The organism is Endozoicomonas gorgoniicola (genome assembly GCF_025562715.2).
GTDB lineage: Bacteria > Pseudomonadota > Gammaproteobacteria > Pseudomonadales > Endozoicomonadaceae > Endozoicomonas_A > Endozoicomonas_A gorgoniicola.
This window is the reverse complement of sequence record NZ_JAPFCC010000001.1, coordinates 4,591,242-4,613,545: the sequence shown is the minus strand read 5'-3', so window position 1 is coordinate 4,613,545 and position 22,304 is coordinate 4,591,242. Positions and strand designations below refer to the sequence as shown.

The 22,304-nt window shown below is 49.2% G+C and carries 25 protein-coding genes; 13 read left to right on the top strand and 12 right to left on the bottom strand.

The window, feature by feature from the left end; all coding sequences use genetic code 11:
* Positions 1–29 precede the first annotated feature (29 nt).
* The 8 genes from NX722_RS20695 to trmB all read left to right on the top strand — a co-directional run bounded on the left by NX722_RS20695 (position 30) and on the right by trmB (position 7,474).
* Positions 30–1,130: a sensor histidine kinase gene (locus tag NX722_RS20695; RefSeq protein WP_262564758.1), complete on the top strand. Its 1,101-nt coding sequence runs from the start codon at positions 30–32 to the stop codon at positions 1,128–1,130.
* Positions 1,127–1,864 carry a LytR/AlgR family response regulator transcription factor gene (locus tag NX722_RS20690; RefSeq protein ID WP_262564757.1) on the top strand — a complete coding sequence of 246 codons (738 nt, stop codon included), beginning with the start codon at positions 1,127–1,129 and terminating at the stop codon, positions 1,862–1,864. The genes NX722_RS20695 and NX722_RS20690 overlap by 4 nt, the downstream gene beginning before the upstream one ends.
* A gap of 120 nt (positions 1,865–1,984) precedes the next feature.
* Positions 1,985–2,908 carry a hydroxymethylbilane synthase gene (gene hemC, locus NX722_RS20685; protein ID WP_262564756.1) on the top strand — a complete coding sequence of 308 codons (924 nt, stop codon included), beginning with the start codon at positions 1,985–1,987 and terminating at the stop codon, positions 2,906–2,908.
* Entirely contained in the window at positions 2,901–3,686 is a 786-nt protein-coding gene (locus tag NX722_RS20680) for a uroporphyrinogen-III synthase (RefSeq protein ID WP_262564755.1), read from the top strand. Before hemC ends, NX722_RS20680 begins: the two co-directional genes overlap by 8 nt.
* 23 nt (positions 3,687–3,709) lie before the next feature.
* Positions 3,710–4,957, top strand: a complete 1,248-nt coding sequence (locus NX722_RS20675) for a uroporphyrinogen-III C-methyltransferase (protein WP_265442374.1) — start codon at positions 3,710–3,712, stop codon at positions 4,955–4,957.
* Complete coding sequence (locus NX722_RS20670) at positions 4,954–6,210, top strand: heme biosynthesis HemY N-terminal domain-containing protein (RefSeq protein ID WP_262564753.1); 1,257 nt, start codon at positions 4,954–4,956, stop codon at positions 6,208–6,210. The genes NX722_RS20675 and NX722_RS20670 overlap by 4 nt, the downstream gene beginning before the upstream one ends.
* A gap of 93 nt (positions 6,211–6,303) precedes the next feature.
* Positions 6,304–6,675: a DUF423 domain-containing protein gene (locus NX722_RS20665; RefSeq protein WP_262564752.1), complete on the top strand. Its 372-nt coding sequence runs from the start codon at positions 6,304–6,306 to the stop codon at positions 6,673–6,675.
* 52 nt (positions 6,676–6,727) lie between these two features.
* A complete protein-coding gene (gene trmB, locus NX722_RS20660) occupies positions 6,728–7,474 on the top strand; it encodes a tRNA (guanosine(46)-N7)-methyltransferase TrmB (protein WP_407648021.1) in 747 nt (248 codons plus the stop codon).
* Between the two features lie 23 nt (positions 7,475–7,497).
* Here trmB and NX722_RS20655 read toward each other — a convergent pair whose 3' ends face one another.
* Positions 7,498–8,337: a MerR family transcriptional regulator gene (locus NX722_RS20655; RefSeq protein WP_262564750.1), complete on the bottom strand. Its 840-nt coding sequence runs from the start codon at positions 8,335–8,337 to the stop codon at positions 7,498–7,500.
* Positions 8,338–8,529: 192 nt separating this feature from the next.
* On the opposite strand from NX722_RS20655, the gene NX722_RS20650 reads away from it, so the two are divergent.
* Positions 8,530–8,946 (top strand): hypothetical protein, encoded by a 417-nt coding sequence (locus NX722_RS20650; protein ID WP_265442373.1) that lies wholly within the window; start codon positions 8,530–8,532, stop codon positions 8,944–8,946.
* Positions 8,947–9,059: 113 nt separating this feature from the next.
* Positions 9,060–10,427, top strand: coding sequence for an MATE family efflux transporter (locus NX722_RS20645; RefSeq protein ID WP_262564748.1), 1,368 nt, complete (start codon positions 9,060–9,062; stop codon positions 10,425–10,427).
* Between the two features lie 62 nt (positions 10,428–10,489).
* Here the strand turns inward: NX722_RS20645 and NX722_RS20640 are convergent, their stop codons facing one another.
* The 8 genes from NX722_RS20640 to NX722_RS20605 all read right to left on the bottom strand — a co-directional run bounded on the left by NX722_RS20640 (position 10,490) and on the right by NX722_RS20605 (position 16,288).
* Positions 10,490–11,161, bottom strand: a complete 672-nt coding sequence (locus tag NX722_RS20640) for a YopT-type cysteine protease domain-containing protein (protein ID WP_262564747.1) — start codon at positions 11,159–11,161, stop codon at positions 10,490–10,492.
* A 190-nt stretch (positions 11,162–11,351) separates the two neighbouring features.
* Complete coding sequence (locus tag NX722_RS20635) at positions 11,352–11,681, bottom strand: DUF3392 family protein (RefSeq protein ID WP_262564746.1); 330 nt, start codon at positions 11,679–11,681, stop codon at positions 11,352–11,354.
* 53 nt (positions 11,682–11,734) lie between these two features.
* Positions 11,735–12,871, bottom strand: a complete 1,137-nt coding sequence (gene hemW, locus NX722_RS20630) for a radical SAM family heme chaperone HemW (RefSeq protein ID WP_262564745.1) — start codon at positions 12,869–12,871, stop codon at positions 11,735–11,737.
* Between the two features lie 6 nt (positions 12,872–12,877).
* Entirely contained in the window at positions 12,878–13,483 is a 606-nt protein-coding gene (locus tag NX722_RS20625) for an XTP/dITP diphosphatase (protein WP_262568701.1), read from the bottom strand.
* 25 nt (positions 13,484–13,508) lie between these two features.
* Positions 13,509–14,012 (bottom strand): DUF4426 domain-containing protein, encoded by a 504-nt coding sequence (locus NX722_RS20620; RefSeq protein ID WP_262564744.1) that lies wholly within the window; start codon positions 14,010–14,012, stop codon positions 13,509–13,511.
* Between the two features lie 41 nt (positions 14,013–14,053).
* Positions 14,054–14,650, bottom strand: coding sequence for a methionine biosynthesis protein MetW (gene metW / locus NX722_RS20615; RefSeq protein ID WP_262564743.1), 597 nt, complete (start codon positions 14,648–14,650; stop codon positions 14,054–14,056).
* Positions 14,647–15,876, bottom strand: coding sequence for a homoserine O-succinyltransferase MetX (metX, locus tag NX722_RS20610; protein WP_262564741.1), 1,230 nt, complete (start codon positions 15,874–15,876; stop codon positions 14,647–14,649). Before metX ends, metW begins: the two co-directional genes overlap by 4 nt.
* A gap of 187 nt (positions 15,877–16,063) precedes the next feature.
* Entirely contained in the window at positions 16,064–16,288 is a 225-nt protein-coding gene (locus NX722_RS20605; RefSeq protein WP_262564740.1) for a hypothetical protein, read from the bottom strand.
* Between the two features lie 454 nt (positions 16,289–16,742).
* Between NX722_RS20605 and NX722_RS20600 the strand changes: the two genes are divergently transcribed.
* A complete protein-coding gene (locus NX722_RS20600; RefSeq protein ID WP_262564739.1) occupies positions 16,743–16,982 on the top strand; it encodes a cell division protein ZapB in 240 nt (79 codons plus the stop codon).
* Between the two features lie 173 nt (positions 16,983–17,155).
* On the opposite strand, the gene NX722_RS20595 is transcribed toward NX722_RS20600, so the two are convergent.
* Positions 17,156–19,021: an ATP-binding cassette domain-containing protein gene (locus NX722_RS20595; protein WP_322740944.1), complete on the bottom strand. Its 1,866-nt coding sequence runs from the start codon at positions 19,019–19,021 to the stop codon at positions 17,156–17,158.
* A 378-nt stretch (positions 19,022–19,399) separates the two neighbouring features.
* On the opposite strand from NX722_RS20595, the gene NX722_RS20590 reads away from it, so the two are divergent.
* Positions 19,400–19,906, top strand: a complete 507-nt coding sequence (locus tag NX722_RS20590; RefSeq protein ID WP_262564738.1) for a hypothetical protein — start codon at positions 19,400–19,402, stop codon at positions 19,904–19,906.
* A 272-nt stretch (positions 19,907–20,178) separates the two neighbouring features.
* The gene (locus NX722_RS20585) at positions 20,179–20,883 is read left to right on the top strand and encodes an FKBP-type peptidyl-prolyl cis-trans isomerase (RefSeq protein ID WP_262564736.1); all 705 of its coding nucleotides are present in this window, start codon (positions 20,179–20,181) and stop codon (positions 20,881–20,883) included.
* A gap of 98 nt (positions 20,884–20,981) precedes the next feature.
* On the opposite strand, the gene rsd is transcribed toward NX722_RS20585, so the two are convergent.
* The gene (rsd, locus tag NX722_RS20580; RefSeq protein WP_262564735.1) at positions 20,982–21,455 is read right to left on the bottom strand and encodes a sigma D regulator; all 474 of its coding nucleotides are present in this window, start codon (positions 21,453–21,455) and stop codon (positions 20,982–20,984) included.
* Between the two features lie 338 nt (positions 21,456–21,793).
* Positions 21,794–22,300: a disulfide bond formation protein B gene (locus NX722_RS20575; RefSeq protein ID WP_262564734.1), complete on the bottom strand. Its 507-nt coding sequence runs from the start codon at positions 22,298–22,300 to the stop codon at positions 21,794–21,796.
* Between the last annotated feature and the right edge of the window lie 4 nt (positions 22,301–22,304).

Genomic DNA, 22,304 nt, shown 5'->3' with positions numbered 1-22,304 from the left:
GGCTTCAATAAGAACAATTTAATCAGCCCATGCCAGACTCCACTCTCAATAATAAAAACAGAGACAACCTGTTTATTCCCGACCTGTGTCACACCTCGGCGGTTTTTATGCTGGTGCTAGTTGCCGAACTGTTTGTTTTAACCCAGGTACTGGCTTTTCCCGGCAGCAATCTTCCTGACAGCAAGGGCTTTGACTGGAACCGGCTGGCCACCACCTCACTGTTTGTGCAGTGGATTGTGCTGTGCAGTGCGACGGTACTCTGCCAGCTTCGACGGTTACTGTTCAACTTGCCAATGGCTGTGGTTGTCTCTGTGGTTCTGGTGACCGTTGTTGCCATAACCCTTGTCGTGACCTTACTGGCACAGTGGTTCCTGTGGAGAGATGCTTTTCTGCTGACTTATCCTGACTGGACCCAGCTGTTACGCCACGGCTTTATCGCTCTCATCATGACCGCGATGCTGCTGCGCTATTTTTATATTCAGCATGAAGCCTCCCGGCAGGAAATTGCCAACGCCAACGCACGCTTTCAGGCGTTGCAGGCACGTATACGCCCGCACTTTCTGTTTAACAGCATGAATAGCATTGCCAGCCTGATTCATATCAATCAGGACAAAGCAGAAGAAGCGGTGGAGGACCTGTCGGATCTGTTTCGCTCCAGTCTTCAGGAAGCCGGAAACCTGATTCCCCTGAGCCGGGAAATCGAACTGTGCAAAGGTTATCTGAGAATAGAAAAGCACCGGCTCGGCGACCGTCTCGACAGCGAATGGCGTTTTCACAATTTACCTGAAACCCTGCCAGCCACCCTGTCAATTCCCCCCCTGACATTGCAGCCTGTTGTCGAGAACGCGGTTTACCACGGCATCCAGCCAAGACAGCAGGGCGGCACGGTGAGTGTAGATATTGCGCTTGATAACGATAAAGTAACTATCAGGGTACAGAACCCGGTGCCGGAAAACAGCGAGCAGGCGGTAGAACAGGGTAATCGGCTGGCACTGGAAAACATCAGGTCACGGTTGCAGCTGCTCTATGGCAACCATGCCAGCGTTGACACACATCTGACCCTGAACAACGGAGCAGAGATTTACGAAACCATTATCAGCTACCCGGAAAATAAGTTATCCACAGCATGAAAATACTGATTACCGATGATGAACCTCTGGCCCGAGACCGGGTTCGCCATCTGCTCAACCGTCTGGAAGGGTTTCAGCCGCTGGAAAAAGACGCCAGCAACGGCTACGAAGCCATAGAACTCGCCCGGGAATATCAGCCCGATATTGTGCTGATGGATATTCGCATGCCGGTAATGGACGGGCTCGAAGCAGCAGGCCTTCTGACCGAAATGGAACAGCCGCCTGCCATTATTTTCTGCACCGCTTATGACAACCACGCCATCGAAGCCTTTAACGTACAGGCTGTAGGCTACCTGCTCAAGCCCGTGAAGGCAGAAGACCTGCAACAGTCTCTCAATCGTGCCAGCAACGTTAACCGGGCTCAGCTGAACCAGCTGCAGGGTTCGCTGCAGGGCAGCAGCATGCGCAGCCACATTTCAGCCAAAACCCTGAAAGGTATCGAACTGGTACCACTGGATTCCGTCTATTACTTTATGGCCGACAGTAAATACGTGACCGTTTACCATGAGAATGGCGAAACATTGATTGACGATCCGCTGAAAGATCTGGAACTGGAGCTCAGCGCCACTTTTGTGCGGATTCACCGCAACGCTCTGGTGCGCAAAAGCCTGATCGAGCGGATGCTGAGGGATGAAAACGGGCATTACAGCCTTCAGCTGACCCATGTCGACAAACCACTCTCTGTCAGTCGACGCCATGTTCCCCTGATGAAAAAAATCATGCAGACCCTATAGAGCGGTTGGGGTCTGCCTCCGTCCTGTCGTATTATCTGAACCATTCGAAAACCATTACTAATAACCATTATTAATAACAAGCCCGTCACACTGTCGGGCAGACAGGCAGTAACACCATTCATGAAAACCGTCCGAATCGCTACCCGAAAAAGCGCTCTGGCTCTGTGGCAGGCAGAATATGTCAAAGAACGTCTGGAGCATTTCCATCCGGAGCTCAGTGTAGAACTGGTGAAAATGACCAGCAAAGGCGACCGTATCCTTGATGCTCCCCTGGCAAAAATTGGCGGCAAGGGGCTGTTTGTCAAAGAGCTGGAAAACGCATTGTTGGAAAGACGTGCAGATATTGCCGTACACTCGATGAAAGACGTTCCCATGTCGTTTCCTGATGGCCTGGGACTATCGACCATCTGTCCACGGGAAAACCCGCTGGATGCGTTTGTTTCCAACCATTACAACCGTCTTGACGAATTACCGGAAGGTGCCGTGGTGGGAACCTCCAGCCTGCGTCGTCAATGCCAGTTACTGAAGCTCCGCCCGGACCTGACCATCCGTTTTCTGCGTGGCAACGTCAACACCCGGCTCGCCAAACTTGATAATGGCGAATATGACGCCATCATTCTGGCTGCCGCCGGTCTCATTCGTCTGGACATGGCCGATCGAATCCGCAACTGCCTGACCACTGAACAGTGTCTGCCTGCGGCTGGGCAGGGCGCTGTTGGCATCGAGATCCGCATTGGCGATGACGCCATCAAACAACTGCTTGCCCCTTTGCACGATCAGGACACTGCTGACCGGGTACTGGCTGAACGCGCCATGAACCGTCGCCTGAACGGAGGCTGTCAGGTGCCGATTGCCTGCTATTGCGAATTGCAGGGCGATGAACTGTTTATCCGGGGACTGGTCGGTCAACCCGATGGTCGTGTACTTCTGGAAGCTCAGACCCGTTGTCACCGCAGTGAAGGCGAGACGGCAGGTATTCAGGTTGCGGAAAAACTGCTACAAAAAGGTGCCGACAGAATCCTCGGTGAATTAATGCATGACTGATTGCTATTTTGACGCAACACTCAACCGAATTCGGGCTCTGGTTACCCGCCCTCAACCAGAGGGTGGCAAGCTGGCTGAACGTATCCACCAGCAAGGCGGCAGAGCTTTTGTCCTGCCCATGCTGAGCATTGTTGCATTAGCTGAGACTCAGGCCATTCGCGACCGGGTACTGCAGCTGGACCATTACGAAAAGGTAATCGTCATCAGCCAGAACGCCGCACGCTTCGGGCTGGAACTGATCGAAAACTACTGGCCACAACGGCCCATTCATCAGCAATGGTTTGCCATTGGCGAAACAACCCGCCACACTCTGGCTCAACTGGATGTACCCGCCGTCTGCTCCCGACAAGGCAACAACAGCGAAAGTCTGCTGGCCCTGGACGGTTTTCAGGACATCACAGGGCAGCGCATGTTACTGATCAAGGGAAAAGGCGGCAGGGACTTTCTGGAAAAGACATTGCGCCAGCAGGGCGCACAGGTGGATACTCTTGAGGTCTATCAACGCCTTTGCCCGGACTATCAGCCCGATGAAGTGCGACAACAGCTGGCAGATCATGGTATTAATGTCATTCTTGCGGGCAGTGGCGAAACCGTCCGGAACCTGCGCCAGTATCTGCCCCGGACCCTGCTTGAACACTGTCGGCTGGTGATTCCGGGTCAACGGGTCGCCGGACTGGCTGAATCACTGGGGTTCAGACAGGTTTATACCGCAACAGGTGCCGACCATGCCGCCATGCTATCGGTTCTCGAGAAGATCAACGATGAAACTTTTTTGTGAGCAATCTTGTGAGCAATAATAATGTGAGCAAACAGTCTAAAGACTCCGAACAAGCCAAAAGCCCTGAAGTGGCGGATGTAAAACCGGACACTCCAGGTAAAAACAAAAAAAGCAGTAAAACGGCTGCAACCAAAGCTGCCAGACCTTCCCGGTTCCCACTGCTGGTCGCCCTGCTGGCATTACTGATTGCGCTGACAGCACTGGCATCCACGGCTTACATCGGCTGGCGGGGTAAAACACTGGAAGACAGTCAGCCTGCCCTGCAAAGTGGACAGGAACAGTTGCAGTCCCAGATAGCCCGCCAACAGGCAAGGCTGACGGAAACCATTCATAATCTCTCTCCCGTAGACCAGCAGATAGAAGCCCTGCAACAGCGTAATGACCGTCTGTTGAACCGTATTGATGTCCTTTCCCGTCATGTCCGCGAGCTGGCAGGCAGCAACCAGGATGGCTGGCAGCTGGCAGAAGTGGAATACCTGCTGCGCCTTGCCAACCAGAAGCTGTTAATGACCTCCGACGTTATCAGTGCCAAGGCGTTGTTGCAGGATGCCGACACCATTCTTCTGGAACTGGACGATTACAGCCTGTTCCCGATCCGGGAAGCACTGGCCGAGGACCTTGCAGTATTGCGTATGGTGCCGCACCTGGACCAGGAAGGTATTTACCTTCGCCTCTCCGCCCTGAGCAGTCAGGTTGCTGGATTGCCCCTGTTGCAGCCTGAGGGCTTTAATAAACCGGAGCCTGACAGTCAGACCGAAGCGGTTCCGGCAGAAACTCTCCTGGCGGAAACAGAAAACAGTGGCTGGCAAACCGTTCTGCTCGGCATGCTCAAAAATACCTGGGACAGTTTTACCAGCCTGTTCCGTTTCACAACCGACCGGACCTCCCCTGTCACTCCTCTGCTGACGGCTGAAGACAATCTGTTGATGCGCCAGAACCTGAGGCTCCTTATCGAACAGACAAAGCTGGCACTGCTGGCAAAAGAGCAGGGTATTTATGATGAATCCCTGCAGCAGGCGCAACGCTGGGTAGAACGTTACTTTGAAATGTCAGGCGATGCTTCCCTGGGTATGCTGGAAGAACTGCAATCCCTGTCGTCTGTCACTGTCAATCCAAACCTGCCGAATATTAACCGGGCTCTGGATGCCATCGAGCAGTTCCAGTCTTCAGAGAAACCGTCAGACTCCCGGGACTCAACCGAAACGGCTCCCGATAACGAATCGACGCCTGATGAAGCTCAAGAAGCTGACAGCGGGGTACACACCTCATGAAAGCGTTTGCCCTGTTCCTGCTTCTGCTCTTCGGCTGCCTGTTGTTAGCCAACATCATGGTAAACGACACAGGTTATGTGTTGATCGCCTATGAAAACATGACCTTTGAAAGCACACTCTGGGGTCTGTGCCTGATGATACTGTTGCTGGTGGGTGTCGTCTGGCTGGTGTCCGGGCTGGTTCGCATGATGTTTGGTGCCACCAGTTTTATCTACCCCTTCACTGCCATCGCAAAACAGCGGCACGCCCGCAAGCTGAGCATTCGAGGCTTTGCCGAGTTCACCCATGGTCACTGGAAGAAAGCAGAAAAACTGCTGGTTCAGGCGGCAGAAGCCGGTGAAACACCTTTGCTGACCTATCTGGCGGCAGCCCGTGCCGCCCATGAAGCCGGTCATCACGATGCCTGTTCCGACTACCTTCGCAGGGCTGACCACAAAGCACCCGGTGCAGACCTGGCAATTGGTATTACCCAGGCACAGATCCAGCTGTCTGCCGGACAGCTGGAGCAGGCTCTTGCCACCATTAAACGGTTGCACAAAAAAGAACCTCGTCACGCATTTGTGCTTAAACTCCTGAAACAGGTTTATTGTCGTTTACATGACTGGCAGTCACTGGCCGCTCTGCTGCCGAAACTGAAACGATTGAAAGTCATTGATGATAATGAGTACCGGGAGCTGGAACTGCAATCGTTTGAAGCTCTGTTTGAACAAGCCAGCAATAACAGCCGCGGAGCAATGACTGACGATGAACGGGCAAAACCTCTGCAACGAATATGGAACGACCTGAGTTTCGCTCAGCGCAAAGACCCGGTTATTCTGTATCGCTATGCCAGCAGCCTGGTTCAGCTCGGGCTGGAAGAAAAAGCGGCACCGATCCTGCGGGAACATCTGCCCAGATGTTATAGCGCAGACCTGATTCTTCTGTACGGTAAAATTCGCAGCAATGACCTGAAGCGACAGCTTCTGTTCACGGAGTCATTACTGAAAGAGCGTCCAAACGATCCGGATCTGTTATTAAGTGCCGGTCGTCTGGCACTTCGCAACGAACTCTGGGGGAAAGCCCGTGAGTACTTTGAAGCCAGCCTGAGATTCAGCAAACGTGCTGATACTTACAATGAGCTGGGCAGGCTGCTGGCACATCTTGGTGAGCATGAAAGCAGCAACCGTTATTTTCAGGACGGCTTACTGCTGGCAGCAGATACCGTGATTGATTTGCCAGACACTGGTAAATCATTGCAGTCATTCAATATCTGATCACTTTTGCCACCCACTTTTACAGGTAACAAAAGTGGGTGGCTCTGGTGCGACTCAACAACAAAAATACTCAACACTAAAATACTCAACACTATGGCTAATCCTTATCTTCTGTCCGGTGCGATCAGTGGCTTCATTGCTGTCAGTCTGGGAGCTTTCGGTGCTCACAGCCTGAAACAACAGCTACCCGAGCGGCTGTTTAATGCCTGGGTAACCGGTACTGAATATCAGTTTTATCACAGCCTTGCCCTGATCCTTATTGCCCTGCTTGGTCTTCACTTTACCAGTTCAAAACTACTGCGCTGGAGTGCCAACAGCTTTCTGGCTGGCATTATTCTGTTTTCCGGCAGTCTCTATGCACTGGCCTTAACGGGCATCGGCTGGCTGGGAATGATTACGCCCCTTGGCGGGGTGGCGTTCCTGCTGGGCTGGCTGGCATTGGCACTATTTGCTATTTTCAAATGATCTTTTGATCGGTATCTTACGCCGGTTTTCCATTTAGAACTATGAATGCCTCATGAGTGATTCGATCAACTCCAACGAGTCTGCGGACTCTGTAAAAGAAACCGGACAGACCATCGTCCCCCGCAAACGCCGGGAAATAAAAAGCTTTGTGCTGCGTCAGGGTCGTATGACCGCCGGTCAGCAACGGGCAATGGATGAATGCTGGAACAAATGGGGTCTGGAGCTGAACGACGGCACTCTGGATATAGCCGCTACCTTTGGCCGGGAAGCACCTGTCGTGTTTGAAATTGGCTATGGCATGGGGTTGTCCCTGGCTGCCATGGCCGGTGCAGAAACCGACAAAAACTTTATCGGTGTTGAAGTGCATCGTCCCGGCGTTGGCAGCCTGCTGAATGAAGCCAGCACCGCCGGACTCACAAACGTTCGCACTTACAACGACGACGCTGTAGAGGTGCTGAAACAATGTATTCCAGACGCCAGCCTGTCCCGGGTACAGATTTATTTCCCAGACCCATGGCATAAAAAACGCCACAACAAGCGTCGTCTGGTTCAGTCAAAATTTATTGAATTGCTGCGTCCGAAACTGAAAGTCGGCGGAGTCATTCACCTGGCGACTGACTGGGAAAATTACGCAGAGCAGATGATGGAAGTCATGAGTGGTGCAGAAGGATTCAGCAACATGGCAGGAACTCAGGCTTATTCGCCAAGGCCGGATTTCCGACCACTGACCAAATTCGAGAAACGAGGTCACCGTCTTGGTCATGGTGTCTGGGATCTGCTGTTTGAGCGGATCGCCTGATTGCACAATGTCGACAGGAACGGTTATTTCGCTTTAGTTTCCAGAAATAGCCGCTCTTCCTGAGCTATTACCGGAATTTGTATCTCAGTCAGATATTCCTGTTCATCATCGGTTTCGTGGATGTCGAGCTTGTAGATTTCCACCACAGGACCATCGATCTCCAGTGCCTGTTTTTTCATATAATTTTTTATTCTGAAATACTGTTCATCAATATTCTGCTGGCTGTATTCACCCTGAAAATGCATACACAGGTAATCTCCTGCCGGAATCTCTTTATCAGCCAGTTTGTCGATAATAAAAGAGCCGTTGTAATGGGTATGATTGCCCTTGTGAAAATCGCCTTCACTGATAAAAGCTCCGGCACGTCCCCAGGCAAAATAGCTCAGTCGTGACTCTTCAATATTCAGTTCTATCTCTTTATGCAGACGATCAATTTCCCAGACTGTCCGAACGTCACGCATCTCAATCCAGACTTTTCGCACAGGAAGTGTTTTGAGCTGTATTTCACCAATCTTCACCTGTTGTGATTCCTGAAAATAATAGTGCCGATCTTCCAGCTCCTGTTTCAGGCGATTCAGTTCCCGCAGTTTTTGGTCAATGGTGTCCAGCTGAAATTCCACCAGAGCCTGACTTTTATCCAGGGTCCGATGGCTCATGTAATCGCGAATATCTAACAACCCAATGCCCAGCTGCCGCAGGGTACGGATGATATTCAGCTGCCAGATCTGCCGGTTGGAGTAGTAGCGATAACCACTGTCGCTTACTTGTTCGGGCATCAGAATTTCCATCTTTTCGTAATGCCGCAGGGTATCGACACTGATGCCGTATAACTGACTGATTTCTCCGATTCGATATAGCTTCATACAACTGCCGACACAAGGGAGCTTTAAAAATATTAGAATGTTCAACAACGTTATTTTGCTGCAAAGAACTCAATCTGTGAACAATGAGATGCAATTATGCCTATCCGTACCAGAAATGATGTTAATTACACCGTCCTCAGAGAGGAGTTCGTTGGCTCGGCATACTGTGGAATCTGTTACCCGAATATCAGCTTGTGTGCTTCTATTACTGCCGCCCTGCCAAACGGGCTGGTAGGCGCTCATGTTACCGTCGATACGGAACCTGAACTTCTGGAGCAAATGCTGCAGATGATGCGCACAGGTGGTGGTGGAAATGCCAAAAATATTTATGTTATAGGAGCCTTTACACACTTTAAGGCAAATTCTGGTGTACATATGAATACAAGAAAGAAATTAAAAAACAGAATCAAAGAAAGCCTGAATAAAAATGCAATAATCCGCTTTTACGATGCCTCTGCCCATGGAGAGATTCATATATTTGCTGAAAAGAACTTTGTGAACACAAATTTTTACTGGATTAAAAGAAGGAGTCATGAAGTGTTTGGTTTTGTTTATCCGACATTTTACAACCGCACCAGAATTAGGGAAAACCACTTTTGTCTGAGGTAAACCAATAAAAATAACAGCACTTCAGGCAACTGCTTGACTCTGGAACCGCTCAAGACTTTAAGCTAATACCAGGTTGGCTGAAAGCCATAACTCCACTCAAAGCTTATTTAAACATGTCTCAAACCATTGACCTGCAATCAGGTAGCATAGGAAAAACTCTCTTTCGATATGCGGTTCCATCCACGATGGCCGTATGGATTTTTGCACTCTACACCATGGTCGATGGCATGTTTGTCGGGCGGGGTGTCGGCGCTGATGCTCTGGCGGCTGTTAATCTGTCGATGCCGTATATCAGCATCATGTTCGCCATCTCCATTCTGGTCACCATTGGCTCGGCCACTATTGTGGGCGCCAAACGCGGCGAAGGTAAACATGAAGACGCCAGTCGTCTGTTCTCCAGCACCATATATGCATTGCTGATCTTTGGCGCCCTGGTTTGTACGCTCAGTTATATTTTCATTGAAGATATCGCTGTTTTGCTGGGCGCTCAGGATGAGCTGGTTCCTATGGTGGTGGAATATCTGCAAACCCTGCTGCTATTCAATACTTTTTACCTTGTCGCCTATTCCATGGAAGTGTTTGTCAAGGTCGACGGTTTCCCCAGACTGGAACTGATGGTGATCTGTGTGGCGGCAGCGATGAACATTGTTCTGGATTATATACTGGTGATCCGGCTGGGTATGGGTCTGCGTGGAGCGGCTATCGCCACAGGCTGCGCCCAGATGACACAGGCGACACTGCTGTTGCTTCACTTCACTGGCTACCTCGGCAAAACGGGGACTCTGAAATTTGTCAGAGTCATGCCGAAACTCAGGGAGCTATTCCGCTTTGTGAAAATTGGCGGGCCAGACTGCATTACCGAAATGTCTGCAGGTTTAATTCTGCTTCTGTTCAACAACATGATTCTGGCTTACCTTGGTACGTCTGAACTCTCGGCGTTCAGTGTAATCGGCTATGCCAACAACCTGATGCTACTGACCATGATTGGCCTGACTCAAGGCATGCAGCCTATCGTCACCTTTCTGCGTGGCAGGCAGGATTATGTTCGCATCACTGAAGCCATCAACCTGACTATTCGAACAGCCCTGATGATATGTACGGCAGCTTACGCAGGTATTTTCTTCTTTGGTCACCATCTGGCAGCGTTGTTCCTGAATGATGCGCAACTGATCAGCCTGTCGCACCAGTTTATGAAAGTCTTCTGTCTGGCGTTTATCCTGATGGGTGCCAACATTGTTATTTCCGGCTTCTTTACAGCATTGGAACAGCCACGCCTTGCCGGAACGCTGTCGTTAATGAGGGGTGGTGTACTGAGCTTTATATTGCTGATGGCTCTGCCTGTAGTGATGGGATCTGAGGGTATCTGGGTCGTTGCCCCCGTCAGTGAATTAGCAACTTTTGTGGTGGGTATTATTCTGCTAAAGCAGAAACTTAACCAATGGAAAAGCATTGCGGTGGTTGGACAAGCCGCTATTGCATAACCCGCTGATTAAATGATGCCTTTCTGGTAAATTTTGCTTTGCCACTTCCCTAACCAGAAGCGCTACAATGCTCTATTCGACAACGCATAAGTCATGACGATCCAACTTTCATTGCACTTACGATCTGAGTTTCGGAGCTGATAAAAAGCAGCGGGAAAAAACCGGAAAAAATCCTGTTTGCTTTCGAACCAGAATTCACCGTAATTCGGTTCAAAAAAACAGATATCTCCATTGATATAGTTAGAGCCTCCAAGCCAGATTGCAACAGAATGGCTGGCAAATACATCGCCAAAAATAACGTATGCGTAGCAGGAATAACTTTTTGCAAGAGAGGTGATAATACTGTACTCGACATCCTGGTGAGCAGAATGCCCCCGGGCTATCGTCAAGAGTATCATGCCGTGCATTTTGAACCATTTCTGTGTGGCAGCCAGTTGATGATCCTGTCTGTTGGTCAGTTGTTGGGTCTGTGCTTTGGAAAGTTGGATCCTGTGACTATTGAAACTCTCCTGCAAAAACATCATGTTATGTATTGGAAGAATATCCGGCTGACCGACCCCTCCTGACCTGAAATGATTAGCCAGACTATCATCATGAGCGTGATAGTTTATCCAGCTAGCACTCAGTGCAGCGCATATGCCAGCCCCCCCAAGCCTTACTGCTTTTATGTTACTTTGGGAGAATTTCCAACCAACAACGCCATTGCATTGTCTGGCCAACTCATACAAATCCATCGGAAGTACCTGTAATAATCAGTTTGGTCATTTTCAGAATGAAGGTTGTAATGATTTTTCTACTGAGACAAATAACCAGGCTGTTGAACTCTATCAGCTTGTTTTGCCACGTCTTAAGTCAGGCGTGTCACATTACCGCAGTCGTGAACCTTAAAAATAGCACAGTGAGCAGGCGAAAAATGATTACTATTCAGCGAGTGTAACGGTCTGAAGCTAGCCCCACCAGAATGAACAGGGCCAGCAGTACCGGCGCCAGCGTATAGTTGTTGAAATACGCCAGCAGGCTCGCCAGCCAGTAAGGCACAAAAGAAAAAACCGCGCCAAACAGGGCAAGATTAAACGCTGCCCGAACCGGTATTCTCAACACTCCGTGCATCCGTGCAGTCCAGTTACTGCATAAGGCTGACAATGTCCTGCCACCAAACACTACGGCCACTGCCGTTAAAGCGATGGCGATCAGAGTCAGGTTGTTACGGAAAAACTGTGACACAGTAATAATAATTTGTGCAATCCCGTCCATGGTGGTTACCTGTACGTTTATTGTTATTCCTGCAAGAGCCTGTTAAGGCTGGCTCAGGCAAACATTTCTAACAGATTATTCAGAAACAACCGTCCCTGACGTGTAGGCTGCAGCCTGTCGCTATTTTCCAGCAATCCCTGTTCAATGGCAAAGCTTCGTTGTTCTGCCAGCACATTCAGGTTCATACCTGTGTGTTCTGCAAACAGTTGCTCATGAACACCTGCATTCAGCCTCAGGGCATTCATCATAAATTCAATCGGCAGCTCATCCGCTTCCAGCACTCTTCGACCAGCCTCAAAAGACTTTTCAGCGTTCAGGTAGTCGACGGGCATCCGGGTTTTCCAGTTGCGGTAAATCCTGCCGGCGTCACGGTCGGTCAGCTTGCCGTGTGCGCCTGCACCGATACCGATGTAATCGCCAAACTGCCAGTAGTTCAGATTATGCCGCGCCTGTCGTCCAGGCTGGCTGTACGCCGAAATTTCATACTGTTCAAAACCAGCCTGATCCAACAGTTCCCAGCCTTTTTCCTGAATAGACCAGAGTTCATCATCTTCCGGCAACACGGGCGTCTTTGAATAGAAAATCGTATTAGGTTCAATGGTCAGCTGGTACCACGACAGATGAGTCGGCTTCAGGTCGATCGCCGTCTTCAGGTCAAACAACGCATCCTCTGTGGTTTGCCCCGGTAGCCCATGCATCAGGTCAATATTGAAGTTATCAAAGCCAATGGACTGTAAAGAAGCAATGGCTTCCTGCGCCTCGGCTGCACAGTGTATTCGCCCCAGGGCTTTCAGCTTCTCATCCTGAAAACTCTGCACCCCCAGAGACAGACGGTTGATGCCCACATCCCGATAACGCCTGAAGCGATCGTGTTCATAGGTACCCGGATTGGCTTCCATAGTAATTTCAATATCGTCAGCGAAAGCGATCCATTGCTGCAAGCCCTGCAACAACCGGTCAAACCCGTCTGCCGACATCAGGCTGGGCGTCCCTCCACCAAAGAAGATACTTTGCAGAGGCCTTCCCTGAATGGCTTTCAGTTCCTGATCAAAGTCCTGCAACAGGGCATCCACATAAGCCTGTTCAGGCAACCCGCCGTTAAGGGCATGAGAGTTGAAATCGCAGTAAGGGCATTTTTTGACACACCAGGGGATATGTACATAAAGACTCAGGGGGGGCAGTTGCAACATGATCATTTACGCCTGAAGTTGCTCTGCCAGTTTTCTCAGGGCAACGGCACGATGGCTGATACTATTCTTCACTTCCTTTGGCAGGTCCGCCGCAGAACAACCTTCAGAAGGCACATAAAACAGTGGGTCGTAACCAAACCCACGGTCACCGCTGGGGGCTTCCAGAATCCGTCCTTCCCAGGCACCGTGGCACACCAGAGGTGTCGGATCATCCGCATGACGCAGGTAAACCAGTACACAGTGGAAACGGGCGGTTCGCTGTGTCTCCTGCAAGCCTTCAAGGTTCTTCAGCAGTTTGGCGTTGTTCTCAGCATCAGAAGCGTCTTCACCGGCATAGCGGGCAGAGTAAATGCCTGGCTGACCGTTGAGTGCATCCACTTCAATGCCAGAGTCATCGGCAATGGCTGGCAGCCCGGAAATTTTTGCTGCATGGCGGGCTTTGAGAATCGCATTCTCAACAAAGGTCAGCCCTGTCTCTTCCTCAGAATCCACATTAAACTGACTCTGCGGCAGCATGTCGATGTTCAGTTTAGCCAGCAGATGCTGGAATTCCCGCAGTTTACCCTGATTGCCACTGGCCAGAACAATCTGGCGATGCTCACCACTCACGATAATGTCTTCTCTCGATTTAGGACAACTATTTGCCGTCCTGATAAAAAGTCTGCCTGAATTTAACCGGATAACTGGTGTCCGAACCTTCAGGCTTTACGTCGATGCTGAATTCCAGCAGCTCTTCATTACTGAACCGGAAACCTGCCAGATAGTAGACTGCCGGGCCTTCCTTTACTTCCTTAAACTGCAGAGACACTGACTGTTGCAGAAGGTTTTTCTGCTGACCTTCCAGCTGTGCAGTCACTGCTTTGCCAACCTCACTGTCTTTAACATTACGAATAGCAATGTTCACAAGACCGTATTTCGGGCTCCGCTCCAGTTGGTAAGCTCTGGCAATTTCCGGTGTTATGAACGTACTGTTGAATGCTGAAAAATACACCTCGTAATCTCCGAAGCGCAGGGGCTCATTTTTCAGCAGCCTTGCTTCAGGAACGGCTGCTTCAGAAACAGGGGCAGCCCATCCGCTGCCAAATATCAGAAAACCGGCCAGAAGTACTAAAAACGATTTTTTGCTATTTATTATTTTCATGCTGCACCTCTTTATTTCAAGATCACCTGGTTATTTCCAGATCACCTGGTTAGATGATAAATCGCAATTTCGCCCATCAGGTTTGGGAACAACTTAGTTTTCCAATCCCCTTTGTGAGCATTATCCACTACCAGCCGCTCAATGACAGTTAACTGCTTCTGCCGACACAGTTCCTCAAAATCCCTGAACGTACAGAAGTGAATATTCGGCGTGTCATACCAGGTATACGGCATAAACCTGGATACAGGCATTTTACCTTGTGTGGATAAGTACCAGCGACAGCGCCAATGCCCAAAGTTCGGGAAAGTAACAATACATTCCCTGCCCACCCGGAGCATTTCATCCAGAACAAGGTGAGGGTGGCGCAGTACCTGCAACGCCTGAGTCATGATCACAGTATCAAAACTGCCATCACGGAAATTCCTCAACCCCTGATCAACATCCTGCTCAAGGACATTAATGCCATTAACAATGCAGCGTTCAATATTTTGGGGGTTGATCTCCAGACCGTAGCCTTTTACCTGCTTTTCCTGCTTCAGAGATTTCAGCAGTTCGCCGTCGCCACAGGCAAGATCCAGAACCCGACTCTGTGGTTTTATCCACTGTCGTATGATATCGAAATCATTACGTTTGCTCATGCCTGCCTCTCCCTGCTATCGCACGCTTTAACCGAAGGACGACTATTGACCGCGCTACTATTGACCGCACCACTATTGACCGCACCACAACCGGCCGCAACCCGGTCCATATACGCCGAAATCGCCTGCATATAGCGGGGTATATCCATCAGGAAGGCATCATGTCCCTGAGGCGCATCAATTTCGAGATAGGAGACCTCTTTCTCAGATTCCAGCAACGCATCCACAATTTCCCGGGAACGCTCAGGAGAAAAACGCCAGTCGGTCGTAAACGACACCAGCATAAATTTAGCGCTGGCCGCTGACAGGGCTTTGGCAAGGTTATCGTTATGCTGCCTGGCAGGGTCGAAGTAATCCAGCGCCCTGGTCATCAACAGGTAAGTATTGGCATCGAAGTAGCCGGAGAAATTTTCACCCTGATAACGCAGATAGCTCTCAATCTGAAACTGCACGTCATAATCAAAACTGAATGCATCGTTCTTGAGTTCCCGACCAAATTTGGCGCCCATGGCATCGTCTGACAGATAGGTGATATGGCCCACCATTCGAGCCAGCCCAAGCCCGCTGCGCGGAATGGTTTCATGCTCCAGATAACGACCTTCACGGAACTGTTCATCGGACATAATCGCCTGACGTGCCACCTCGTTAAAGGCGATATTCTGTGCTGACAACTTGGGCGCAGAAGCAATCACAACCGCATGTCGCAAACGATCCGGATAAGCGACAGACCACTGCAGTACCTGCATACCTCCAAGACTGCCGCCTACAATAGCAGCCCATTGTTCAATACCGAGGCGATCGGATAAACGAGCCTGGCTCTGTACCCAGTCTTCTACCGTGACTATCGGGAAGTCCGGGCCATAGGGTTTGCCAGTATCCGGATTGATACTGACCGGCCCGGTACTGCCATGACAGCCTCCAAGGTTATTCAGACTGACCACAAAAAAACGTTCAGTATCAATAGGTTTGCCAGGACCAATGCAGTTATCCCACCACCCGGGTTTACGATCGTCCATGGAATGATAACCGGCAGCATGGTGGTGTCCACTCAGGGCATGACAGATCAGCACCGCATTGCTGTGATCGGCATTAAGGGTTCCATAAGTTTCGACCACCAGATCAAAACCGGGCAAGGTACGACCACAACTCAATTCGAGAGGTTCATCAAAACGAAGGGTCTGAGGCGTAACCAGCCCTACCGAATGGGCTGGTATGACATCTGGCATAATACTTCCTGTCGTTCTACTTAGTCTTATCTGGTCTTATGCGCTCCATTCCCGGAGCTTTGTTGAAGCTGTTTACGGAGCCTGGTTTTATTCGAAGTATTCAGCCCCCTCCCGCTCCTGCATCTACCAGAATCAGCAGACATCACAGGAACAGGACGTTGCAGTTTATCGGCAATGGTGATGGTTGTCAGCTGGCAGAACTGCAATGATCCAGAGCCAGCTCGGTCAGAGCCAACAAATGATTAAGAAACACACCTTCGACAGTCTGTGAAGCAAAATGCAGATGCCGTGCAGAGATGTAATCTTCGACACTCTGGTCGTGTGTGAGAGAGTTGTAAAAAGCGCGCATGGCTTCATCTTCAACATTGAGCACAGAAACGATTCTGGCACAGGGCTGTGTCGTCTCGCTCATGCAATACTCCTTGAGGCAAAAGCCCCCGGGTACACCGCCATCTCTCTTCCGGAAATACAGCTTTCAGACGTGCTACTGACTGATCAAGAAGAAACTGCCAGCATCAGTGACAGCGTGTATGGTGATGCAAATAACAAGACATCTGACCAATATGGCCCATTTACATGTCAGATAGCGGTAATCTTCGCTATTCAATTTCGCCAAGTATAGTTGCTAAATCCACCATAAATTCCAGATCGCCAGAACTTACGATTCCCTTACGAAATACTTTTTTCGCGGCGCATAATTGTAAAAAGGTAAAAGTACGGATAAGTAAACTGACTTTGCAACGAGGTACTTATTAAAACTATGTGCTATCGTATGCCTGAGTACGAAACTCTGCTGCTATACCCGCCTGTATGCGTATCCGCAGAGAGCCCTGTTAACTGACAAAATGCTGGTGCTAGAAACACATATGTCCATTGAATCCTTAGGCCATCTGGAATCCAAGCTGCAAAACCTGATCGACAAGCTCGAACTGACTCGTATGGAACTGGAAGAGCTGCGCACTGCCAATAACCGCATGGAGCAGGAAAACGCTGAACTGAAGCAGGAATTAAGTGCCTGGGGTGAGCGCGTTGGTGCTTTACTGGGTAAACTGGACAACGTTTCTGAAGACGGTGTCACTGAAGAAGAAGTTGCTTACGAAGCTTGATGCTTAGTTATGCAGGTTGGAGCAAGCGCAGCGCTTGTACTCTTCAGGGTAACTCCCAACACGGAAACTAATTCCTGATCGCCATGCTGGGTATCGCTACCGCTCGACCCAACCTGCACAACACGTCAAACTCATTGAGTTTATGAACTGGTATCGTTATAACCCTGCCATATCTACGACAGTTCCCGCTCAAATGCCTCAAGCTCTTCAAGAGCCGTCATCCACTCTTCTTCGGTGTTATTAATACCTTTGGTCAGGTCTGTCTGCTCTGCCAGCAGGTTTTTGAGTCGGTCTTTTTCCGCAGCATCGTAAATCGATGAATCCGCCAGTTCATCTTCCACAGCCGCCAAACGAGTTTGCAGTTTGTCCAGTTGAGACTCCAGCTTCTCTGCCTGCCTCTTCAATGGTCGCATGGCGTTACGGCGTTCAGCAGCAAGGCGTTTCTGATCTTTTCTTCCCCGGGCTGAATGCGCTGCTACTTCTTCAGAACCTTCGTTCTGTTGCTCAGTAGCCTGTGTACGCTGTTTTGTCAGCCAGTCACTGTAGTCGTCCAGATCACCTGCAAACACATCCACTCTGCCATCATGCACCAGCAGCAGTTCATCCGTCGTGCTGCGTAACAGGTTTCTGTCGTGAGAAACCAGAATCATCGCCCCTTCGAATTCCTGTAACGCCATGGTCAGCGCATGGCGCATTTCCAGATCAAGGTGGTTGGTCGGTTCGTCCAGCAATAAAAGGTTAGGCTTCTGCCAGGCAACAATCGCCAGAGCCAGCCGGGCCTGCTCGCCACCGGAGAAGCCTTCAATGGTTTCTGTCGCTTTATCGCCATGAAAGCCAAAGCCACCCAGAAAGTTTCTTAGTTCCTGCTCTCTTGCATCCGGACTAATCCTCTGCAAATGCAGGGCAGGACTGGCGTGAGGGTCCAGGCTTTCCAGCTGGTGCTGGGCAAAATAGCCCACTTCCAAATGCTCACCATCCTGTCGTTTACCACCAATCAGTGGCAGCTCCTGCGCCAGTGTGCGAATCAGGGTGGATTTACCGGCACCATTCGCCCCCAGCAGACCGATACGAGAGCCAGGCAAAACACTGAGTTTAAGCTTCAGCAGTGCCTTATCCCCATAGCCCAGCTCTCCCTGGTCAATCGACAGCAGGGGGGACGACATTTTATCCGGTTCAGGAAAACGAAAGGTAAAAGGCGAATCCACATGTGCCGGAGCAATGTCTTCTAACCGGGACAGCGCTTTTAAACGGCTCTGGGCCTGTTTGGCTTTAGTAGCCTTGGCGCGGAAACGTTCTACGAACTTTTCCATGTGTTCCCGTTGCTTCTGCTGTCTCTCAAACGCAGCCTGTTGCTGTTGCAGCCGTTCAGCACGCATTCGTTCAAAGGCAGAGTAATTGCCCCGGTAAGTGTTGGTTTTCTGGTGTTCAATATGAATGGTGATATCGGTAACTGCATCGAGAAAATCCCGGTCGTGGGAAATGACCACCAATGTTCCCTGGTAGCGTTGCAGGAAACCTTCCAGCCAGACGATGGCATCAAGGTCCAGGTGGTTGGTCGGCTCGTCAAGGAACAAAACGTCAGACGGACTCATCAGGGTACGTGCCAGATTCAGGCGCATACGCCAGCCACCGGAAAAGTCTTTGACACTGTTTTCAATCTGGTCATTACTAAAGCCCAGGCCGTGCAACATCTGTTCAGCCCTGGAGCGAGCCGTATAACCGTCGGCCTGCAGCAGCTGCTCATGAAGCTCGGCCAGTTTTTCGTGCTGCCCTGTGGCTTCAGCGTTATTAATCTTCTGCTCGATGGCACGGAGTTGCTCATCCCCATCAAGAACGTATTCGACTGCCTTGCGCTCAAGCGCCTTGATTTCCTGAGCCATGTGGGCAATGCCCCGCCCCAGATCAATGGATACATCGCCCTGGTCTGGCTGCAGTTCTCCCATAAGCAGGGCTAACAGGCTGGACTTGCCGCAACCGTTGGCTCCCACCAGCCCGACATGCTGGCCGTGATGAATTGTTGCACTGGTGCCTTCAAGCAAGACTTTTCCAGAGCGCTGTAAGCTGACTGAATTCAATGTGATCATGCCGCGCATTATAAGGAATTTACTGGAGGGAGAAAGGTTTGGGAAACAACTCTCGTTAAACAACTGCTGTTAAACAACTGCTGTTAAACAAAACATGTCCAATAAAAAGAGTGGCAGGTATCGTTACGATATCGCTACTAAATCACCGCTACACCGTCGATATACCACCACTAAGGAAGCACTCGCAAAATGCAAGCGAGAGGGAATGAAAATCGTTATAGGAAAAATGCAGGGGGGAAGCCCCCCTGCCGGATAAGCCTACAGGCAAAAAAGGCTTAACTCTTTTTAGTCGCTCTCTTTCTGCTGGCAGCTTTTCTAGCAGGAGCTTTCTTCTTGGCAGCTACTTTACTGGTAGCTTTTTTGGCGGGTGCTTTTTTCTTAGCTACTGTCTTTTTAGCGGCCTTACTGGCTGGTGCCTTTTTCTTGGTAGCTGCCTTTTTAGCCGCAGGCTTTTTTCTGGCTACCGTCTTTTTCGTAGTAGCTTTCTTTCTGGTAGCGGCTTTTTTGGTCGTCTTTTTGGCGGCAGGCTTTTTAGCAGCAGCCTTCTTGGCAGAAGCTTTTGCTTTAGCCTTGGCCTTTTTCAAAGACTCCTTGGCTTTATCCAGTTTTTTCTTGAGAGCATCAATTTCTTTCTCAAGCTTTTTAACCGGATCTACTTTACGGGCAGCTGCCTTTTTAACTACTTTTTTAGCAGTCTTTCTGGCCGCTGGTTTTTTAGCAGCCGGTTTTTTAGCTGCTGGTTTTCTCTTGGCTACAGGCATTTGTCGTCCCTCGTCATTGCCTTTATTAAGTACTCCATTACTTCGTAAATTACTGCATATAAAAAATCTGAATAATTAATACCCAGTTTTAAGTAAAAACATAGAGCGCTTATTACAGGACTGCAAATTTTTTCTTAATTAAATTCCAAAAAAACATTCGTAACTTTTTAAAAATTGAGTTATGCAAACAGCATTAAAATAACAATAACACTATAAAAGAAGGGTTTTTTACAAAAAAATGTTCCAGATTGCTTGATATCTTTTAATATATGCACAAAGATGGAAAAATTACGATGCAAGGACAAAAAAGCTATTTTTGCATCCCAGACAACCTACATAAAGAGACACTCCATGAGATTAAAAGCTTTGGTCGGCATCGCATTGATGTCATATACCCTCCAGTCTTCTGCTGCACTGGAATCGGAAGCTGATAAAGTCAGCTATAGTCTGGGGGCGATTCTTGCTGAGCAGCTTAAGCAGTTTGAAGGAGTCAATGCTGACGCCCTTTCCAAAGGAATAAAAGACACTCTGGAAGGTAAGCCTCTGGAGCTGGATAAGCAGGAGATGTTCCAGCTTATTGAAAAAGCCCGTAAAGAACAGGAAGAAAAACGACAGAAAAAACTGCAGGAAGAAGCCGCTAAAAACCTTGAGAAAGGGCAGGCTTTCCTGAAAGAAAATGGCAAAAAACCCGGTATCACTACCATGGAAAGTGGTCTTCAATACAGAATTATTAAAGAAGGCAAAGGCGAAAAGCCACTTGAAACCAGTGAAGTCACTGTTCATTACGAGGGCAAACTGCTGGATGGCACTGTCTTTGACAGCTCTTATGAACGAAAACAACCTGCGACGTTTAAACTCAATCAGGTGATTCGTGGCTGGACAGAAGCCTTGAAGGCGATGCCTGAAGGTTCAACCTGGGAGTTATTTATTCCTGCCGATCTGGCGTATGGCCCCGGAGGAATTCCGGGCAAAATTGGCCCCAATGAAGTACTTACCTTCAAAGTGGAACTGATTGAAGTGAAAAAAGACAACGCTAAAAAAGACGAGAAAAAATAGCGTTCCTGTATAAAAAGTCCGGATTTATTAGTCCGGACTTTTTATCCTGTCCCTGCGATATTGCATTAAACAGACTAACCGTAAAGCACACTGTAAATTCAGTCAGCCTGTGTAACCAGGTCGCGGTGCGATTCGTGCAGAACTTCGATCAGTTTATCTTCAAGTGAAAAGCGTTCTTCCAGTGCTTCCCCCAGCTCAGACAGGGAGTTATGCAACATCTGAACACTACTGATACTTTCACAGGTATCATTAAACCTGAGGCAAACCTGCGTATTTGTTTCCAGCTTTGGGATGATGGACTGGGCAACTTGAATACCACCATCATCAAACTCCATACCCTCCCGTACAAGCTGCTCATAGACTTCGAAATGCCCGGATGATGCATAGTCAACCAGAATCTGGCACATTTCTTCTAGTTTATTGGCGACAGGGCGCTTGTCATCGTGAAATTGATCCATTCCATTGACTGAACAGAAAAGGACAATCAATTCCTGACGTTCGCCGAGCCAGCGATCAATAATATGCGATACGCCTCCCCAACGCTCTTTGGCCGATTTGCAACCCTCCAGCATGGCAGTTCCTCTTGACGTTTGGATCTTATCATCGATATGGAAACGGCATCACTTAGTCACCGGTTATTTGATGATTCAGTTGCTAGATTATGACAGTGAATTTTTTGCGGCAAGAGGCAAATTGCAAAATATCCATAAGCTTTTTTCTCTAAAACAAAATCATCACGGTGAAACCCTTGTATTTTAGGGCTCATTTCGTTTTCAACTTGCAATTCAAAATATAAAAAAAATCTTTAATTAGAAAAAATTATTTCTAGTTGAGTCGACAGTTCCATTTAGGCGATGCCATTTGTTCATTAATAGCCAGTGCAGAAAGCAAAAGCTGCCCACATAGACGATTAAACAATACAGCTTCTTTTTCTCAGGCATTCAAATAAACCTACAAGGATAAAGCCAACAAAGATAATCAAAGTCCAGCCGGGAATCGTCAGCCCAAGAAAAACCCATTGAACTTCTGCACAATCACCTGTCCCTGTCAGCATGATTCTCAGAAGGTCTGTAACAGGAAGAATATCAACAAGGTACTCAATCCCGGGCATACAGGCAGGCACGCTTTCCGGTGGCAGGTTCTGTATCCATATCTGTCTGACCGCCAGTAACGCACCAGTCAGACTGAACAGAGCCAGAAAAAATCCATACCGGCGATAGCCACTGTTGACCGGGTTGTGCAGGGCTGCCACCAGCGCAACAATACCAAGTCCCGTGATAACAATTCTCTGAGAAATGCACAGTGGGCAGGGTTCCAGCTCTAAAGCGAACTGAAAGTAAAATGAAAACGCCATCAGCGCCGCACTGGCGGCTAACACGAATAAAAAAATCAACCTTGAACGGGGGGGAGTGGTCATTATT

Excerpts from the sequence above, each read along its gene's own strand:
- NX722_RS20695 (WP_262564758.1), top strand. The coding sequence starts at position 30 with ATGCCAGACTCCACTCTCAATAATAAAAACAGAGACAACCTGTTTATT.
- NX722_RS20690 (WP_262564757.1), top strand. The coding sequence starts at position 1,127 with ATGAAAATACTGATTACCGATGATGAACCTCTGGCCCGAGACCGGGTT.
- hemC (WP_262564756.1), top strand. The coding sequence starts at position 1,985 with ATGAAAACCGTCCGAATCGCTACCCGAAAAAGCGCTCTGGCTCTGTGG.
- NX722_RS20680 (WP_262564755.1), top strand. The coding sequence starts at position 2,901 with ATGACTGATTGCTATTTTGACGCAACACTCAACCGAATTCGGGCTCTG.
- NX722_RS20670 (WP_262564753.1), top strand. The coding sequence starts at position 4,954 with ATGAAAGCGTTTGCCCTGTTCCTGCTTCTGCTCTTCGGCTGCCTGTTG.
- NX722_RS20665 (WP_262564752.1), top strand. The coding sequence starts at position 6,304 with ATGGCTAATCCTTATCTTCTGTCCGGTGCGATCAGTGGCTTCATTGCT.
- trmB (WP_407648021.1), top strand. The coding sequence starts at position 6,728 with ATGAGTGATTCGATCAACTCCAACGAGTCTGCGGACTCTGTAAAAGAA.
- NX722_RS20655 (WP_262564750.1), bottom strand. The coding sequence starts at position 8,337 with ATGAAGCTATATCGAATCGGAGAAATCAGTCAGTTATACGGCATCAGT.
- NX722_RS20645 (WP_262564748.1), top strand. The coding sequence starts at position 9,060 with ATGTCTCAAACCATTGACCTGCAATCAGGTAGCATAGGAAAAACTCTC.
- NX722_RS20640 (WP_262564747.1), bottom strand. The coding sequence starts at position 11,161 with ATGGATTTGTATGAGTTGGCCAGACAATGCAATGGCGTTGTTGGTTGG.
- NX722_RS20635 (WP_262564746.1), bottom strand. The coding sequence starts at position 11,681 with ATGGACGGGATTGCACAAATTATTATTACTGTGTCACAGTTTTTCCGT.
- hemW (WP_262564745.1), bottom strand. The coding sequence starts at position 12,871 with ATGTTGCAACTGCCCCCCCTGAGTCTTTATGTACATATCCCCTGGTGT.
- NX722_RS20620 (WP_262564744.1), bottom strand. The coding sequence starts at position 14,012 with ATGAAAATAATAAATAGCAAAAAATCGTTTTTAGTACTTCTGGCCGGT.
- metW (WP_262564743.1), bottom strand. The coding sequence starts at position 14,650 with ATGAGCAAACGTAATGATTTCGATATCATACGACAGTGGATAAAACCA.
- metX (WP_262564741.1), bottom strand. The coding sequence starts at position 15,876 with ATGCCAGATGTCATACCAGCCCATTCGGTAGGGCTGGTTACGCCTCAG.
- NX722_RS20605 (WP_262564740.1), bottom strand. The coding sequence starts at position 16,288 with ATGAGCGAGACGACACAGCCCTGTGCCAGAATCGTTTCTGTGCTCAAT.
- NX722_RS20600 (WP_262564739.1), top strand. The coding sequence starts at position 16,743 with ATGTCCATTGAATCCTTAGGCCATCTGGAATCCAAGCTGCAAAACCTG.
- NX722_RS20585 (WP_262564736.1), top strand. The coding sequence starts at position 20,179 with ATGAGATTAAAAGCTTTGGTCGGCATCGCATTGATGTCATATACCCTC.
- rsd (WP_262564735.1), bottom strand. The coding sequence starts at position 21,455 with ATGCTGGAGGGTTGCAAATCGGCCAAAGAGCGTTGGGGAGGCGTATCG.
- NX722_RS20575 (WP_262564734.1), bottom strand. The coding sequence starts at position 22,300 with ATGACCACTCCCCCCCGTTCAAGGTTGATTTTTTTATTCGTGTTAGCC.